Origin of the sequence: Rhizobium sp. NFR07 (assembly GCF_900111905.1) — a bacterium.
In the GTDB taxonomy this organism is placed as follows: Bacteria; Pseudomonadota; Alphaproteobacteria; order Rhizobiales; family Rhizobiaceae; genus Neorhizobium.
This window is the reverse complement of record NZ_FOKM01000001.1, coordinates 364,760-380,114: the sequence shown is the minus strand read 5'-3', so window position 1 is coordinate 380,114 and position 15,355 is coordinate 364,760. Positions and strand designations below refer to the sequence as shown.

Sequence of the window (15,355 nt, the reverse complement as noted above, 5' to 3'; positions counted from 1 at the left end):
CGATGAGACTATCGGGTAAGTGCTATTGCGGATCAATCGAATATGCGGTCGAGGACGCCTTCGTCTATGCTGCCAATTGCCACTGCTCCGGCTGCCGCCGCGCCACCGGCTCGGCCTTCAAGCCCTTTGCCGGTATCCCGCGGGAGAAATTGGCGGTGACGAAGGGTGCTGGTGATCTTATGGTCTATGGCAGCGCGGACAATCACAACGCCCATTGCCGTGCTTGCGGGTCGCTTCTGTATTCCCTGGTGCGCGAAGCAGCCTGGGTTCATGTGGCGATGGGAACCCTGGTCGATCCGCCGACGATCCGTCCCACCCACCACATATTTGTAGGCTCCAAGGCGCCGTGGCACGACATCACCGATGGCCTGCCGCAATATGAGGGGCATAAGTAGCGATTATTTCGCGCGCGCCAGTTCCTTCAGCCCCTCGCCGTCGAGCCGGAAAAACACCCGATCCTCCTTCAAGGACGCGCCGAGCGTACCGTAGAAGCGGATCAGCTTTTCGTCGCTGCGCGATGCAGTCCAGTCGATACGGGTGAAGCCCTGCTCCACTGCGATGGCCGCAATCTTCGTCATCAGCGCCTTACCAATGCTTTTGCCGCGCTGGGATTTCGTGACGTAAAGATCCTTCAGGAATAAACCCGGCTTCAACCCGGGCCCGGCGTAGTTCGCACCGAAACCCGCGAAGCCGGCGATGCGATCATCCAGCCGGGCGACGAGGATCTCAGCGCCCTGTGGCAAGCTTCGCAGCGTATCTATGATGGCGTCGCGTGGCGGGCAGAAGACGCTGTAATAAGCCTGCATCTCTTCGAGCAGAGGTGCGAGCTCCTCGGCGTCTTCAGGTTCGAAAAGCCGGATATCCAAGTTCATGACCCCTTATAGAAATAGTGGCGCGAGATAGTTGAAAATCCAGTTATCTCAGGAATTCCGGCGTGTCTTCCATTGACTTCGATCCGGCAGCGGACAAAGTGCGCCAACAGAAGGAGACATCATGTCCCGAGCCGAAAAATTCATCGTCCTCCCGTTCAAGAAGGTCCGGGGCAATATCGCTCCGGGCAAAATGCGCGCCGCATCCAGCGCTGCGTCGGCGGAGAAAATCGCCCGCGCCATGGCAGACCGTTTCGTCGGCGTCGCTGCCTATTCCGTTCAGGTGGATATGGAAAGCGGCGACATGTCCGACCCCAAAGTCATCTGGCAATCCGGCGAGATCGCCGATATCGCGGCTTGACGCGACGGCCTATTTGCCTTTCCACACCGGATCGCGCTTTTCGGCAAAAGCGCGCGCGCCTTCCAGCTGGTCCTCACTGGAATAGAGAATGTCGACCGTCTTGAGCTGCCGTCGGGTGATCTTGTTCATCGTCGTCTGGAAGGTCTCGCCTTCTGCAGCCCGCACCACTTCCTTGATCGCCGCGTAGACGAGCGGGGGGCCGCTTTCGAGCAGGCGCGCCAGTTCCCAGGCCCGGTCCATCAATTTGTCGGCTGCCAGGATCTCATTGACGAAGCCCCAGCGATGCGCTTCCTGCACGTCGAGCCACCGGCCGGTCAGCAGCATGTCCATGGCGATATGGTAGGGAATGCGCTTCGGCAGCTTGATCGACGCCGCGTCCGCCACCGTGCCGGAGCGGATTTCGGGCAGTGCGAATGTCGCATGCTCGGCCGCCAGGATGAGATCCGTCGATAGCGCGATCTCCAGCCCGCCGCCGCAGCATATGCCGTTGACGGCGGCGATGACCGGCTTGTTCAGGTCACGCAGTTCCTGCATCCCGCCGAAACCGCCGACGCCATAGTCGCCATCCACCGCATCGCCGGCCGCCGCCGCCTTCAGGTCCCAGCCGGGGCAGAAGAATTTCTCGCCGGCCCCGGTGATGATCGCCACCCTCAGCGTCTCGTCGTCGCGAAAATCGGCAAAGATCTCGCCCATGATCCGCGAGGTGACGAGATCGATCGCATTGGCCTTGGGCCGGTCGATCGTGACTTCCAGAATGCCGCCCTCTCGTCGGGTCCTGATCCGTTCGTCGCTCATGCGATCCTCCGTCTCACCAGCACGTCCACGGCTAAAGCACCTTCGCCTTCCGGCAGAACCATGACCGGATTGATGTCCAGTTCCTCGATATCAGCCGCATTCGCGACGAGATAGGCCGCGACCGAGGCAACCGCCACTTCCAGCGCGGCGACATCGCCCTTTGGCCTGCCGCGATAACCATCGAGCAGTGTCTTTACCTTCAACCCGGCAATGGCCGCCGAGATGTCCTCGGCCGAGGCCGGTAAAGTGATCAACGCGGCATCTTCCAACAGTTCCACCAGGATGCCGCCGGCACCTATCGTCATCACCAGCCCGGCAATGGGATCACGCATCGCGCCGATGATGATTTCGGCCACCGGTTCTGGAGCCATTTTTTCGATGAGATAGCCATGCGCGACACCGGCCATAAGCTCGGCGGCGGCCACCACCTCGTCAGCGCTCTTGAGATTGAGCGACACCGCGCCGGCCTCCGTCTTGTGAGCAACGCCTCGGCCCTTCAGCGCCACCGGGAAGCCGAGTCTTTCGGCAGCCGGTCCGGTTTCGTTCGGCTCCATCACGACGAGGCCCTCGGGCACCGACAGGCCAAAAGCGGAAAGTTCGCGTTTTGCCTCTTCCTCGTTCAGCGTGACCGCCTCCCCTGCTCCGGCATCGACGGCAAGCAGGGGGTCGGGCTCCGGTCCTGCCCATGCCGCACCGACAAAAGCCGCAGCCTCGGTTGCCGCAAGCGCTTCCTCGATGCCATAGAAGGGTACGACGCCCTGTTGCATCAGGCTTATCGCGACCGTCTCCGGCAGGTTTTCGGCCATGCTGGTGACGATGCCGGCATTGGCGCCAGTCGCCTGACGGGCGGCCACCACGGCATCGACCGTCGTCATCCAGTCGGAAGCATCGCAGCGATCGAGCCGCGGAAAATCCAGGACGACGAGATTGAGCCCATAGCCGCCCTGCATCATGGCGGAAAAGGCGGCAGTCTGCTTCTCGCCATTACCCCAGACGAAGGTGTGATAATCCAGCGGATTGGAAAGCGTCACCATCGGCCCCAGCGTTTCGCGCAGTGGCTTCAACTGCTCGTCGCGTAGCTCCCGGTAGGAGATCTTCCGCTTCACGCCGGCATCCGCCATCAGCGAGGCCTCGCCGCCGGAACAGCTCGTCGAGGATATCTCGTTGCTGACAAGAGGCCCATAGAGATGCAGCAGCTTCAGCGTTTCCAGAAGCTCCGGCAACGTGTCGACGCGGGCAATGCCGAGCCGCGCCAGGATCGCCGATGACACCGCGTCATTGCCGGCAAGCGAGGCCGTATGGGAAACCGTTGCCCGCTGCGCGGCCTCGGATTTTCCGACTTTCAGCATCACGACCGGCTTCCTGTATTGTCTCGCAAGTGCGGCCAGTCGCTCCAGCGACGCAAGACTGTCGAAGCCTTCGACATGCAGGCCGACAGCGGTGACCCGCATATCCTGTATGACCGTGCAGGCGAGATCGGCGAGCCCCGTCTGCGCCTGGTTCCCGGCCGTCATCAGATAGGCAAGCGGCAGGCCGCGTTGCTGCATGGAAATGTTGCAGGCGATGTTCGAGCTCTGCGTCAGAACGGCGACTCCGGTATTCGTGCGCAGCATGCCGTGCTGGTCGGGCCACATCAAAGCGCCATCCAGCATGTTGATAAAGCCGTAGCAGTTTGGCCCGAGGATCGGCATGTCGCCGGCCGCGTCGACAACGGCTGACTGCAAGGCGTCGCCATCTGCGAGCTCGCTAACCGCCTCTCGAAAACCTGAGGCATAGCAGACCGCGCCGCCCGCATCTCGTTCGGCGAGGGCGCGGACGATCTTGATCGTCAGTTGCCGGTTGACGCCGACAAAGGAGGCGTCCGGAGATCCCGGCAGATCCGCGACCGAACGAAAACAACGGTAGCCGTGCACATCGTCCCTGGTCGGATGAACCGGCCAGATCTCGCCCTCATACCCCATCTTCCGGCATTGTTCGACGACACGTGTCGCCTCCTTGCCGCCGAACACGGCAATGGTCTTCGGACGTGTCAGGCGGTCGAGGGAACGGAACATGCTTATGCTCCCAACGGCCGAAGCAGGTCGCGGCTGATGATGTGGCGCTGGATCTCGGATGTGCCGTCCCATATGCGCTCGACGCGGGCATCTCGCCAGAAACGGGCCAGCGGCAGGTCGTCCATCAGGCCCATGCCGCCATAGATCTGGATCGCCTCGTCTGTGACCCGTGCCAGCATTTCCGTGGCAAACACCTTGGCCGATGCGATCTCCCGATTGGCCGGCAATTTCTGATCGAGCCGCCATGCCGCGGACAGCGTCAGCAGGTCGGCTGCATCAATCTCGGTGATCATGTCGGCGAGCTTGAAGGAGACACCCTGGTTGGCGCCGATCGGCTTGCCGAACTGTTTTCGCTCGGCAGCGTAGGAAAGGGCGTAATCGAACACCCGCCGAGCTCGACCGACCGAGGTGGCCGCGACCGTGATGCGGGTCGCGTAAAGCCAGTCATTGGCGATATCGAAGCCCCTGTGCAGCTCGCCGAGGATCTGGGCGGACGGCAAGCGGCATTCGTCGAAGGTCAGGATGCAATTCTTGTAGCCGCGATGAGAGACGGAATTGTATCCCTCGCGGATCTCGAAGCCCGGCGTCCCTCGATCGACGAGAAAGCAGGTAATCAGCTTCTTCTTGCCGCGCGGCGTGTCTTCCTCGCCGGTGGCGATGAAGACGATGACGAAATCTGCAATATTGGCGTGGCTTATGAAATGCTTGGTGCCGTTGACGACCCAATCGTCGCCTTGTCTGCGGGCAAAACACTTCATGCCGCGCACATCCGATCCTGCATCCGGCTCGGTCATCGCCAGCGCGTCGAATTTTTCGCCCGTCACGGCAGGTAGCAGGTATCTTTCCCTCTGGTCACCCTCGCAGGCCATCAGGATGCCGGAAGGGCGGCCGAAGAAGACCGTGAGCCCCATCGATCCGCGCCCGAGTTCCCGTTCGACCAGCGTGAACGAGGTATGGTCGAGCCCGGCCCCACCGACTTCCTCCGGAAAATTACAGGCAAAGAAGCCGATCTCGCGGCATTTTCGAGCGATCTCCTGACCGAGTTCCGTTGGCACGATACCCGTCCGCTCGATTTCGTTTTCGTGCGGATAGATCTCCGTCTCGACAAAGTCGCGGACGGTATTGACGATCATTTCCTGCTCGTCGGTCAGCCCGAAATTCATGATCCTTCCCCCCTCTTCACCCGTTCCTGCTGTGCCGGCCGGCTTGACATGTCCTTCAACTGCTAGCGGGTTTTGGGGCCTTATCGCTTCTGTCCGACTGCCCGTCCGACGCCCTCCGGCTCCGGCAGTTTCGCATGCGCCTCGGCGATCGGTGTCAGCTTGGCCAGCACTTCCTTTGGCGCAGAGACCGCCTTTCCGGCTTTGCTGTCCACATGCAGCATCAGCTGTTCGGCGGTGGCGAGCGCCTCTCCGGTTGCGGCATCGTGGATGGTGGTGAAATAGCGGATGCGCTTTTCGTCGGTCGCAAGCACCTGCAGGGTCATGTAGAGAGCCTGCCCCAGCTTGGCTTCGCCGAGATGGCGGATATGGGTCTCGACCGTGTAGTAGCTGTGGCCGGCCTCGACATAGGCAAAATCGACGCCGATCAGCCGCAGCAGAGCATCGGACGTATCGCCGAAGACCTGCAGGTAGCGGTGCTCGGTCATGTGGCCATTATAGTCCACCCAGGCAGCGCTGACCTTGGTATCGACGAGACGCAACGGCGCGGAGACATCCGGAGCTTGCCTGCTGCCGCCACCTTGCGCCCAGAGATGTTTCTCGAAATCGGCGAGAATCTTGCCCGAGCCCCAGCCCTTGCCACCATCAGCGCCCTTCAAGGCCTGCATGATGCCGACGAGGTTTTCGTCGCGGATGCGTTCCAGATCGCGGATGCCGCGGGCGCCGGATTGCGCGTCCGACTGGCTGGCGATCTTGTCGACAAGCGCATCGTCGAGATCCACAACATCCGTCAGCTTTGTCCAGGGCCAGGAGAGGCAGGGGCCGAACTGCGCCAGAAAATGGCGCATGCCCGCCTCGCCGCCGGCAATACGGTAAGTCTCGAACATGCCCATCTGAGCCCAGCGCATGCCGAAGGAGTAGCGGATCACGTCGTCCAGCGTTTCGGTGTCGCAGATGTCGTCATGAATCAGCCACAGGCCCTCGCGCCACACGGCTTCGAGCAAACGGTCGCCGACAAAGGCTTCGATCTCCTTCTTCAGGATCACGCCCTTCATGCCGATCGGCGCGAGCCGCGCCTTGGCGAGTTCGAGCGTCTCCGCCGACGTCTTTTCCCCGCCGACCAGTTCGGCTAGCGGCAGCAGATAGACCGGGTTATACGGATGCGCGACGAACATCCGCTCGGGATGTTTCATGTCACGCTGCAGATCCGTCGGCATGATGCCCGAAGTCGATGAACCGATCAGCGCCTTGGGATCGGCGGCTGCATCGATCTGGGTGATCACATTGCGCTTGAGGTCGACGCGTTCCGGTACGCTTTCCTGGATCCAGTCGGCGCCGGCGACTGCCTCTTCCACCGTATTGCAGAACGTGAGCCTTCCCTTGCGGGGAAGCGGCGCCATGGTCAGCATCGCATACGCACGTTCCGCATTGGCCAGCACTTCGCCGACAATGCGCTTTGCCTCTGGGTGCGGGTCGTACATCGATACGTCGATACCGCCGAGCAGGAAGCGGGCGGCCCAAGCGCCACCGATGACGCCGCCGCCAATACAGGCCGCTTTTGTGATGCTTGTCATATGATCACCGCTTCTTCAGCTTGAGTTTTTCACGAACCTGTTCCGGCCCGATGATCTTCGCACCCATGCCCTCGATGACACCGACCGCCTTTTCGACGAGCTGCGCATTGGTGGCGAGCATGCCCTTGCCGGCATAGAGATTGTCTTCCAGCCCGACGCGGACATTGCCGCCTGCCAGAACCGCGGCGGCCGGATAGGCGAGCGCGTTGCGACCGATCGAAAAGGCAGAGAAGGTCCAGTGCTTCGGCACGTTGGTGACCATCGCCATAAAGGTATTGAGGTCATCCGGTGCGCCCCATGGAATGCCCATGCAGAGCTGGATCAGGACCGGATCCTCGATCAGCCCCTCCTCCACCAGCTGTTTCGCAAACCACAGGTGGCCGGTATCGAAAGCCTCGATCTCGGGCCGTACGCCAAGCGCCGTCATCTGCCGCGCCATCTCGCGCAGCATCGACGGCGTGTTGGTCATCACATAGTCGCCGAGCGAAAAGTTCATCGTGCCGCAGTCGAGCGTGCAGATTTCCGGCAGGCATTCCGCCACATGCGCCACGCGTTCCGTCGCGCCGGCCATATCGGTACCATCGGGATTATAGGGGAATGGCGCCTCAACATTGCCGAACACGAGATCGCCGCCCATGCCGGCAGTCAGGTTCAGGACAACGTCTATATCGGCGGAGCGGATGCGGTCGGTAACTTCCTTGTAGAGTTCCGGGTTCCGTGCGGCAGCTCCCGTCTCCGGGTTTCGGACGTGACAGTGGACGACCGCGGCACCGGCCTTCGCCGCATCGATCGCCGAATCTGCGATCTCCTTTGGCGTGATCGGCACATGCTTGGATTTGCCAGTCGTATCGCCGGCACCCGTCACAGCGCAGGTAATGAAGACCTCGCGATTCATCTCGAGCGGCATGATCCCTCCTTTGTTCGTTTTGCCCATTACGAACCGGAAGCAATCGCGATGCTTTCCATTTTTGGCGCTCTTCTGTACATTATTGGAGGCGGTGGGAGACTCTGCAAATGGAACCGGGCGATGACGGGCAGCACATTGACATCCTCGTCCTGCCCGAGACCAATCTCATCCTGACGGCCTCGGTGATCGAGCCGCTACGCGCTGCCAACCGCATCGCCGGACGCGATCTTTACCGCTGGACACTCTATTCGCCGGACGGGCAGCCGATCGAGACGAAATCCGGGATTCCCATCCCGGTTTCCGGTGCCTTTCGCCCGACGCGAGAGACCGATCCGCTCTTTGTCCTCTCCAGTTATAACTGGCGGAAGAGTGCCACTCGGGAGCTGAAATTCCTGCTCTCCCATACCGCGCGTCACCGATCGCTGATGGCAGGTATCGAGGCTGGCTCGTTCATCCTTGCCGAAACCAGCCTGCTCGATGGCTTTTCCGCCACCACTCACTGGGAGGATTTCGATGATTTCGCCCGCGCCTATCCGCAGGTGACAATGGTGAGGGAACGCTTCGTCATCGACGGCAAGAGGATCACTACCGGCGGTTCCCTGCCGACGCTCGACCTGATGCTGGAGCTGATCCGTCGCGGACACGGGTATTCGCTGGCACTCGAGGTCTCGCGCCTTTTCATCTACGAGCAGGAGCGTACTCGCGGTGACCTCATGCAGATGCCGACGATCGGCAACATGCGCATCATCGATGTGCGGGTGCAGAAAGCGGTGAAGCTGATGGAGGAGACGGTCGAGGCTCCTTTGTCGCTCACCCGCCTGGCAAGGCGCTCGGGCGTCAGTGCCAGGCACCTGCAGGATCTGTTTCAAGAGACGATGGGCGTCGCGCCCCATGCCCACTATCTGGCGCTGAGGCTCAACGCAGCCCGGCGCAAGGTCATCGAGACGAAAATCAGCTTTGCTGATATTGCCGCCGAGACCGGCTTCAATTCAGCCTCGGCTTTTTCCCGCAGCTACAGGGCCAGTTATGGGGAGAGCCCGCGCGACACGCGCGGGCGCTTGAAGCTGAAGATTACTTCTTGAGGATCACCCACAGCGCATGGACGATGCCCGGCAGCCAGCCGCAGATTGTCAGGAGGATGTTCAGCCAGAAATGCAGGCCAAGGCCCACCTGGAGGAACACGCCAAGCGGCGGAAGCAGAAAGGCAAGCAGGATGCGGATGATATCCAAGAAAGTCTCCAGTTTTGATCGCCGGGGATAGGGAATGCATTTCCCTTCCCTGCTTTTTTTGAAAGTCGGGCGACAGAACGCTCCAGAGTAAAAATGGTTTCATCCGTCAGCGACTGAGATCGATGCTGCTCGTCACCACCGACTTGCCGCTCTTCGGATCCTTATCGATCGTCTGCAGCCGAAGGCGATTGTCTGAAAGCTTGGCAATGGTCATCGTCGCTGACCGGTCGCCATTGGTTTCCTTCGCCCAGCGCACCGCAAGATTGATGGCATTGCCCTGTCGGCTGCCGGAGAGTGAGGAGGGCTGACCGGATGGGCCGGTATAGGTGCCATTGTAGCGCGTGCCGGAGGCCTTGATGTTTGCCGAAATAGATCGATTGACAACGACAAGGCCGCGGCAATTGCCATCCATGGCGAGGTTCGTGGCGCCGGAATTGAAATCCAGGTTGCAGGTAACCCTAACAGGTTTCGCACCGATGCGGGTTGTCACCGTTCCCTTTCCGCTCCAGCTGCCGTTCATCGATTTCAGGAAGGCGCCTTCGGCAGCCAGACTCGGCGTCGCAAACCCAAGCATTGCAAGTGTTGTCGTGACAGCCAGACCACGCATCGGAACCTCCATGGATTACCCGATGCTCAAACACTTTGTTAGCACATAAGTTCCTGCAGGCAGCCGTTGCTTAGGCCGGCAAGACTAAAGCAATCGAGTTCTCACGCCGCTCGGGCGCTTTATTCGCTATTAACCAAGTAAAAACCAAGTTCATGCGAAATTGAAACACATTGTCACATTTCCCCTTTTTCATTTCAGGACCTGCGCATGATCCCCGTCGAAGCAGACAAGCAGCAGCATGCCGCAACGCCCCGCTCCATGCAGGTGATCACAGAAGGGATCGGCAAGGATCTTGAGCGCTTCAGCGCCGACAACACTCACGTTGTCAAACAGATCAAGCTTCTCGCGATCAACGCGCTGATCGAGGCCGCTCGAGCGGGGGAAATGGGCAAGGGATTTGCCGTGGTCGCCAATGAGGTGCAGCGGCTGGCGCAGATCGCCACCGACATCGCCTCCAAATTCGAGAGCAACGTCCTCGGCCGTATCGGCATGACCCGCGCGATGGCGGATTCGCTGGTCGACGAAATGGAAGGGGTTCGGCTCACCGATCTTGCCCAGACCCTTGTGCAGTTGATCGTCCGCAACTTGTTCGAACGCACCGCCGATGTGCGCTGGTGGGCAACCGATACCGCTCTTTGGCAGGCTCTGCAGGAACCCGATGCCGACCGACGCGCATTTGCCGCCGAAAGGCTCGGCGTCATCAACCGTTTCTACACGGTCTATCTCGATCTCGTCGTGACAGACCTGAAGGGCAATGTCATTGCTTCGGCCAATCCGAAATTCCAGCGCAAGATGCTCGGCGGTTCCGTGGCCGGGGAGCCGTGGTTTGCTGCTGCCTCCCGTTGCGCGTCCGGCGACGATTACGTCGTCGACGAAGTGAAGCCCTCGCCTCTCCACGAAAACCAGAATGCACTCGTCTACGCCACCGGCATACGCGAGGGCGGCACGCTCGACGGAGCGCTGATCGGGACGCTCGGTGTCTATTTCGACTGGCAGAACCAGGGGCAGGCGATCGTCGAGAAGGAAGCGAACCTGCCGCCGCATGTTGCCGAAAAGACCACCGTCATGCTGCTCGACGGCAACAGCCGCGTCATCGCTACCACCAATCCGGCGCTGCTCTTCACGCACTTTGCGCTGGCTAATCCGAACGGGCACGCGGCGGGCAGCTACTACGACAATAACGGCTCGATCGTGGCCTATGCCAAGACCCTCGGCTACGAGGATTACGACGGCCTGGGCTGGTCCGGCGTCGTCGTCCAGAAGCTGGAAAGCGAATCCGACATCCGGGAGGCCCTGAACATCCGCTAGGTCTGACGGCTGGCCGCGCCATCTCCATGCCCTATGTCGGTTTTCGGAGATAGGGAGGAAACCGTCATGATCATTCGCTCCGGAAGCTGTCTGTGTGGGCAGGTTCGCTACAGTGTGAAGGCAGATCCGGTCCGTATCGGTCTCTGCCATTGCATGGATTGCCGCAAGGAAAGCGGCTCTGTGTTCGCGACATTCGGCATCTGGCCGCGGCATGCTTTCGAAATGTCCGGCGAGGTGCGGTATTACGAGGGCCGCGGGTTCTGCACCTCCTGCGGCGGCCGGGTGTTCAACCAGCTTGAGGATCCTGAAGTCGAGATCCGTGTCGGATCGCTCGACATGGCGCCGACGGATGTCGAACCAACCTACGAACTCTGGGTCAAGCGGCGGGAGAACTGGCTGGTGCCGCTTGAAGGCGCGCAGCAATTCGAGGAGGATCGCGTCTAGGCGCTGATTGATGTCGTTTTTGTCGCCGAGCGTTGCTATGGCTTGCCGCAACACGGGAGATTCTCCATGAGCTACGACACGCAACTGCAGAGGGCGATCGATATCGCCGCCGAGGCCCATAAGGGACAATCCAGCAAGACCGGTGGGCCGTTCATCGATCATGTCCGGCGTGTCGCCGAACATGTGACGGGTAAGGATGAGACGCTAGTCGCCTGGCTGCATGACGTTGTCGAGAAAGGCCCGGGCTGGACATTCGAGCGGTTGCGCGAGGAAGGTTTTTCCGAAATCGTCATCGGTGCCGTTGATGCCATGAGCAAGCGCGATGGCGAGGACTATTTCGACTTCGTCCGTCGCTCGATCGCCAACCCGCTTGCGCGTCCGGTCAAGCGCGCCGACCTCACCGACAATCTCGCGCAGATGCACCAGATGGGCGGTGATGGCAGCAAGTTCGCCGAAGGCCTGCGCATTCTGAGCGAGGCATATCCCGCCTGACGGGGAACATTGGGCCAGCTCCTCCGTTGCGGCGATAGAGCGTCTGCAAACTAAGCGAGGATGGCCGATGGAACTTCGATCAAAGGTGGCTCTGGTAACGGGTGCGGGTTCGGGTATCGGGCGTGCATCCGCGTTGACGCTGGCAGAGGCCGGAGCCGTGGTCGGCGTGCTCGGCCATACGCGCAGCGAACTTGAGAAGACGGCGGCGGAGATCGAGGCGATCGGCGGCACGGCGGTCCTTTTGGAAGCTGATGTCGCGGACGAAGCCTCGATGCGCAGCTCCATCTCCACCCTTATAGAAACATCCGGTCGGCTCGATATCGTCATCGCCAATGCCGGGATCAACGGAGTGTGGGCGCCGATTGATGACCTGAAGCCCGAGGAGTGGGATCAGACGATCCGCGTCAATCTGCGCGGCACCTACCTGACGCTGAATGTCAGCGTACCGTATCTCAAGCGGCATGGCGGATCCGTCGTCGTGGTCTCCTCCATCAACGGCAACCGAACCTTCAGCACGCCTGGCGCCACGGCCTATGCCGCGACGAAGGCGGCACAGGTCGCGATCGTCCAGCAGCTGGCACTCGAACTCGGCCGCCACAGGATCCGCGTCAATGCCGTCTGTCCCGGCGCGATCGAAACTGATATCAACGACAATACCAAGGTCCGCGGCAAGGATGAGACGGCTGTGCCCGTTGAGTATCCGGCTGGCGATATCCCCATCACCGGTGGCAAGTCGGGAGAAAGCGAGGATGTGGCCTCGGTCATCCTCTTCCTCGCCTCGGATCAGTCGCGCCATGTCACCGGCACACCGGTCTATGTGGACGGCGGGCAGGGGCTGCTGAGATAGAACCGGTCACGAATTTTCGCGTGGAACCGGTTGTCATATCGCGCGTTATCGGCGGCCAATCAGGAGATACTTTCCATGAAAACCTTCATCGTCGCCTCGGCCATCGCCGCGGCATCGTTGTTCTCTGCCTCCGTTCCGGTCCAGGCCGCCAGCGTGACCATCACGACAACGGATACACGTCCCGCGCCGCGTTACGTTCAGGAACGTCGTCATCACCGCCATCATGACTGCTATGTCAAGAAGGTAAAGACCCATCGCCACGGCAAGGTGATCATCAAGGAAACCCGCGTCTGCCGCTGATTTTCCCTTCTGCCGTATCAAGCAAGTTGACGCGAAGAGTGTGATGTCGGCTCTGCGCTGGCAAGCACTCGCCGCAACAGACGAGCTGCCGCCGACAATCGCGGCAGCTCGTCTTCATCCGCGGCTCCAAGCAGGCCGCGCGACCCATGCAAATTTTCGATGGCTGGCCTGCGCTTCCACCCGGATTGAAACGAAATACTTGGTGTGCTAACTAGTGCGGTAGATAAACTTAGTGTGCTAACTATGCCGTATAGCGATCAAGCTGCCTCCGAATATCTGGAAGCGCTGACCAAGGTCAGCCGCAGGATTCGGACGGTCTTCAATCAGCAGGTCACCGCCCATGGCCTGACCTATCCACGTGCTCGCGCTCTGTTCCGCCTCGCGCGCAAGCAGAACATGACCCAGACGGAACTTGCCTGCGAGCTCGAGCTCGAACAGGCGACGATGGTCCGTCTTCTCGATCGCATGGAGGAGAACGGGCTTATCGAGCGGCGCCCGGACCCTCGTGACCGTCGCGTCAAGCTCATCGTCCTGACGCCCCATGGGCAGGAGCAGGCGGCCTTCGTTCGGGCCGTTGCAGACGAGATCCGGCATCAGTTCTTCGAGGGGGTAGATCTTGAAGAACTGAAGCAGGGCATCGCGCTTCTGGAGAAGATTTCTGCCAATGTCTCCAACGTGGAGGACACCAATGTCCTCGCGTGATGCGGCAGCCAGGATAGAGGCCGATGAGGCAGAGCAGGCCGATATAGCGGCCCCTGCCGAAGAGAAGGCAACGTCATCCGCTCCCGCTCCCAGTGCTCCGCCCGCCTTCGTGCCGAAACCACTGCCGATCCAGCTTCTCTACGCACTCACCTCGGTCACCGCCGCGATCATGCAGGGGCTCGGCACGTCGCTGATATCGGCCAATCTGCAGCAGATTGCCGGCCCGCTGGAAGCGACGCAGAACGAAGCCTCCTGGCTGATGGCCGCCTATCTTTTCCCCAATGTCAGCCTTGGCCTTTTCCTCTTCAAGGTTCGTACCCAGTATGGCATTCGCAAATTCTGCGAACTGGCGATCATTCCCTATGTGCTGATCAGCCTTGCGCATCTGTGGGTCAATGATCTCAGCCTCGGCATCGCGTTGCGCTTCTTCGCTGGGGCTGCTGCCGCTCCGATCTCGTCGATGGCCTTCCTCTATATGCTGGAGATCTTTCCTCCGGAAAAGAAGCTCAATGTCGGTCTGTGCATGGCGTTGATTGGCCTGTCGCTTTCGACGCCGATCGCCGGCCTCGTCTCGCCGTCGCTGCTCGACAGCAATGATCTGCAGGGCCTCTACATGTTCGAGCTTGGCCTGGCCCTGGTCGTTTTCGGTCTGATCTACATCCTGCCTTTGACATCCCCTCCCCGGGCGAAGGTCATCTCGTCGATGGACTATTTCAGCTATGGCCTGCTTGCCATCTCGATGGGTTGCCTCGCCGTGTTCTTCACCATGGGCCGGCTCTACTGGTGGCTTGAAGCCGAGTGGCTCGGCTGGGTCCTGATCGGCGGTATCGTCGCCGGCGTACTCGTCACCATGCTGGAACTCAATCGCAGAAACCATCTGATCGACATCCGGTGGATCAGCTCGTGGGAAATCGTCCATTTCGCCGGCGTGCTGCTCGTCTTCCGCATGTTGCTGACCGAACAGCAGACCGGTGCGATCAATTTCTTCCGCCAGCTCGGTCTGTTCAACGAGCAGATGACGGGCATCTACTGGGCGATCCTGATCGCGAGCATCGTGTCCGGTCTGTTCTGCGCCGTGATTATGAAGCCCGGGCGTGAAGCTGCCATCCATCTTTTGGCGTTGGTGCTGATTGCCGCCGGAACACTGATGGACAGCTATTCGACGGTGCTGACCCGGCCAGAGCAGATGTATGCCAGCCAGTCGTTGATCGCTTTCGGCAGCGGCCTCTTCCTGCCGCCGGCAATGGCGGTCGGCTTCGCCGCAGCTCTGAAGAAGGGACTGACCTACATTATCAGCTTCATTGCTGTCTTCCTGTTCACCCAGAAGGTCGGCGCCTTCATCGGCAGCGCGCTGTTTGGCACGTTCGTGACCTGGCGGGAACAGTATCACTCGGCGATCCTGACCGCCCGGCTGCTGCCGACCGATCCGTTGGTGGTCGCCAGGATCAATCAATATGTCGCGGCCTACAGCAGGTCGAGCCCGGACGGCATGCAGCATACCGTGCAGGGCACCAGCCTGTTTGCCACGCAGGTGCGGCAGCAGGCCTATGTACTGGCTTATAACGACGCCTTCTTCGCCACCTTCCTGCTCGCGGTGGGCGCAATCGGCCTGCTTCTACTCAATGTCCTCTGGAATCATCGCCATCGGGTCCTGCCTGCCGCAGCACCAGCTCAGCCTGCATGAAACGCGGACCGACGGCATCAC

General features: G+C 60.7%; 18 protein-coding genes. 10 read left to right on the top strand and 8 right to left on the bottom strand.

All coding sequences use genetic code 11. From position 1 onward, the window contains the following. The first annotated feature begins 2 nt into the window (after window positions 1–2). A complete protein-coding gene (locus BM216_RS01650) occupies window positions 3–395 on the top strand; it encodes a GFA family protein (protein ID WP_092993922.1) in 393 nt (130 codons plus the stop codon). 3 nt (window positions 396–398) lie between these two features. Here BM216_RS01650 and BM216_RS01645 read toward each other — a convergent pair whose 3' ends face one another. Beyond that, window positions 399–872, bottom strand: a complete 474-nt coding sequence (locus tag BM216_RS01645; protein ID WP_244530035.1) for a GNAT family N-acetyltransferase — start codon at window positions 870–872, stop codon at window positions 399–401. Between the two features lie 121 nt (window positions 873–993). Here BM216_RS01645 and BM216_RS01640 point away from each other — a divergent pair, with 121 nt between their 5' ends. Beyond that, window positions 994–1,230 carry a hypothetical protein gene (locus BM216_RS01640; protein ID WP_092993919.1) on the top strand — a complete coding sequence of 79 codons (237 nt, stop codon included), beginning with the start codon at window positions 994–996 and terminating at the stop codon, window positions 1,228–1,230. Between the two features lie 9 nt (window positions 1,231–1,239). Here the strand turns inward: BM216_RS01640 and BM216_RS01635 are convergent, their stop codons facing one another. From BM216_RS01635 to BM216_RS01615, 5 genes are all read right to left on the bottom strand, one after another. Continuing rightward, window positions 1,240–2,025, bottom strand: coding sequence for a carnitinyl-CoA dehydratase (locus tag BM216_RS01635; protein ID WP_092993917.1), 786 nt, complete (start codon window positions 2,023–2,025; stop codon window positions 1,240–1,242). Beyond that, complete coding sequence (locus BM216_RS01630; RefSeq protein WP_092993914.1) at window positions 2,022–4,079, bottom strand: acetate--CoA ligase family protein; 2,058 nt, start codon at window positions 4,077–4,079, stop codon at window positions 2,022–2,024. The genes BM216_RS01635 and BM216_RS01630 overlap by 4 nt, the downstream gene beginning before the upstream one ends. A 2-nt stretch (window positions 4,080–4,081) precedes the next feature. Next, complete coding sequence (locus BM216_RS01625) at window positions 4,082–5,242, bottom strand: acyl-CoA dehydrogenase family protein (RefSeq protein WP_092993911.1); 1,161 nt, start codon at window positions 5,240–5,242, stop codon at window positions 4,082–4,084. Window positions 5,243–5,322: 80 nt separating this feature from the next. Next, window positions 5,323–6,813, bottom strand: a complete 1,491-nt coding sequence (locus BM216_RS01620; RefSeq protein WP_092993908.1) for a carnitine 3-dehydrogenase — start codon at window positions 6,811–6,813, stop codon at window positions 5,323–5,325. 4 nt (window positions 6,814–6,817) lie between these two features. After that, window positions 6,818–7,720: a 3-dehydrocarnitine:acetyl-CoA trimethylamine transferase BcoG gene (locus BM216_RS01615; protein WP_092995028.1), complete on the bottom strand. Its 903-nt coding sequence runs from the start codon at window positions 7,718–7,720 to the stop codon at window positions 6,818–6,820. A gap of 107 nt (window positions 7,721–7,827) precedes the next feature. On the opposite strand from BM216_RS01615, the gene BM216_RS01610 reads away from it, so the two are divergent. After that, complete coding sequence (locus BM216_RS01610; RefSeq protein ID WP_092993905.1) at window positions 7,828–8,802, top strand: GlxA family transcriptional regulator; 975 nt, start codon at window positions 7,828–7,830, stop codon at window positions 8,800–8,802. On the opposite strand, the gene BM216_RS01605 is transcribed toward BM216_RS01610, so the two are convergent. After that, on the bottom strand, window positions 8,792–8,950 hold the full coding sequence (locus BM216_RS01605) for a YqaE/Pmp3 family membrane protein (protein ID WP_092993902.1): 159 nt from the start codon (window positions 8,948–8,950) through the stop codon (window positions 8,792–8,794). The genes BM216_RS01610 and BM216_RS01605 overlap by 11 nt on opposite strands. A gap of 106 nt (window positions 8,951–9,056) precedes the next feature. Beyond that, entirely contained in the window at window positions 9,057–9,557 is a 501-nt protein-coding gene (locus BM216_RS01600; RefSeq protein ID WP_092993900.1) for a hypothetical protein, read from the bottom strand. Between the two features lie 207 nt (window positions 9,558–9,764). On the opposite strand from BM216_RS01600, the gene BM216_RS34985 reads away from it, so the two are divergent. The 7 genes from BM216_RS34985 to BM216_RS01565 all read left to right on the top strand — a co-directional run bounded on the left by BM216_RS34985 (window position 9,765) and on the right by BM216_RS01565 (window position 15,334). Then, the gene (locus BM216_RS34985) at window positions 9,765–10,865 is read left to right on the top strand and encodes a methyl-accepting chemotaxis protein (RefSeq protein ID WP_092993897.1); all 1,101 of its coding nucleotides are present in this window, start codon (window positions 9,765–9,767) and stop codon (window positions 10,863–10,865) included. Between the two features lie 66 nt (window positions 10,866–10,931). Beyond that, window positions 10,932–11,309, top strand: a complete 378-nt coding sequence (locus BM216_RS01590) for a GFA family protein (protein WP_092993894.1) — start codon at window positions 10,932–10,934, stop codon at window positions 11,307–11,309. A 66-nt stretch (window positions 11,310–11,375) separates the two neighbouring features. Further along, complete coding sequence (locus BM216_RS01585) at window positions 11,376–11,801, top strand: HD domain-containing protein (protein ID WP_092993891.1); 426 nt, start codon at window positions 11,376–11,378, stop codon at window positions 11,799–11,801. Window positions 11,802–11,868: 67 nt separating this feature from the next. Next, window positions 11,869–12,648, top strand: a complete 780-nt coding sequence (locus tag BM216_RS01580; RefSeq protein WP_092993888.1) for an SDR family oxidoreductase — start codon at window positions 11,869–11,871, stop codon at window positions 12,646–12,648. A 75-nt stretch (window positions 12,649–12,723) separates the two neighbouring features. Then, a complete protein-coding gene (locus BM216_RS01575; protein ID WP_092993885.1) occupies window positions 12,724–12,948 on the top strand; it encodes a hypothetical protein in 225 nt (74 codons plus the stop codon). Between the two features lie 243 nt (window positions 12,949–13,191). Then, the gene (locus BM216_RS01570; RefSeq protein ID WP_092993882.1) at window positions 13,192–13,650 is read left to right on the top strand and encodes a MarR family winged helix-turn-helix transcriptional regulator; all 459 of its coding nucleotides are present in this window, start codon (window positions 13,192–13,194) and stop codon (window positions 13,648–13,650) included. Beyond that, the gene (locus BM216_RS01565) at window positions 13,637–15,334 is read left to right on the top strand and encodes an MFS transporter (protein ID WP_092993879.1); all 1,698 of its coding nucleotides are present in this window, start codon (window positions 13,637–13,639) and stop codon (window positions 15,332–15,334) included. Before BM216_RS01570 ends, BM216_RS01565 begins: the two co-directional genes overlap by 14 nt. Window positions 15,335–15,355: the final 21 nt, after the last annotated feature.

Excerpts from the sequence above, each read along its gene's own strand:
- BM216_RS01610 (WP_092993905.1), top strand. The coding sequence starts at position 7,828 with ATGGAACCGGGCGATGACGGGCAGCACATTGACATCCTCGTCCTGCCC.
- BM216_RS01585 (WP_092993891.1), top strand. The coding sequence starts at position 11,376 with ATGAGCTACGACACGCAACTGCAGAGGGCGATCGATATCGCCGCCGAG.
- BM216_RS01570 (WP_092993882.1), top strand. The coding sequence starts at position 13,192 with ATGCCGTATAGCGATCAAGCTGCCTCCGAATATCTGGAAGCGCTGACC.
- BM216_RS01615 (WP_092995028.1), bottom strand. The coding sequence starts at position 7,720 with ATGCCGCTCGAGATGAATCGCGAGGTCTTCATTACCTGCGCTGTGACG.
- BM216_RS01630 (WP_092993914.1), bottom strand. The coding sequence starts at position 4,079 with ATGTTCCGTTCCCTCGACCGCCTGACACGTCCGAAGACCATTGCCGTG.
- BM216_RS01620 (WP_092993908.1), bottom strand. The coding sequence starts at position 6,813 with ATGACAAGCATCACAAAAGCGGCCTGTATTGGCGGCGGCGTCATCGGT.
- BM216_RS34985 (WP_092993897.1), top strand. The coding sequence starts at position 9,765 with ATGATCCCCGTCGAAGCAGACAAGCAGCAGCATGCCGCAACGCCCCGC.
- BM216_RS01565 (WP_092993879.1), top strand. The coding sequence starts at position 13,637 with ATGTCCTCGCGTGATGCGGCAGCCAGGATAGAGGCCGATGAGGCAGAG.
- BM216_RS01635 (WP_092993917.1), bottom strand. The coding sequence starts at position 2,025 with ATGAGCGACGAACGGATCAGGACCCGACGAGAGGGCGGCATTCTGGAA.
- BM216_RS01600 (WP_092993900.1), bottom strand. The coding sequence starts at position 9,557 with ATGCGTGGTCTGGCTGTCACGACAACACTTGCAATGCTTGGGTTTGCG.
- BM216_RS01575 (WP_092993885.1), top strand. The coding sequence starts at position 12,724 with ATGAAAACCTTCATCGTCGCCTCGGCCATCGCCGCGGCATCGTTGTTC.
- BM216_RS01640 (WP_092993919.1), top strand. The coding sequence starts at position 994 with ATGTCCCGAGCCGAAAAATTCATCGTCCTCCCGTTCAAGAAGGTCCGG.
- BM216_RS01625 (WP_092993911.1), bottom strand. The coding sequence starts at position 5,242 with ATGAATTTCGGGCTGACCGACGAGCAGGAAATGATCGTCAATACCGTC.
- BM216_RS01590 (WP_092993894.1), top strand. The coding sequence starts at position 10,932 with ATGATCATTCGCTCCGGAAGCTGTCTGTGTGGGCAGGTTCGCTACAGT.
- BM216_RS01645 (WP_244530035.1), bottom strand. The coding sequence starts at position 872 with ATGAACTTGGATATCCGGCTTTTCGAACCTGAAGACGCCGAGGAGCTC.
- BM216_RS01580 (WP_092993888.1), top strand. The coding sequence starts at position 11,869 with ATGGAACTTCGATCAAAGGTGGCTCTGGTAACGGGTGCGGGTTCGGGT.
- BM216_RS01650 (WP_092993922.1), top strand. The coding sequence starts at position 3 with ATGAGACTATCGGGTAAGTGCTATTGCGGATCAATCGAATATGCGGTC.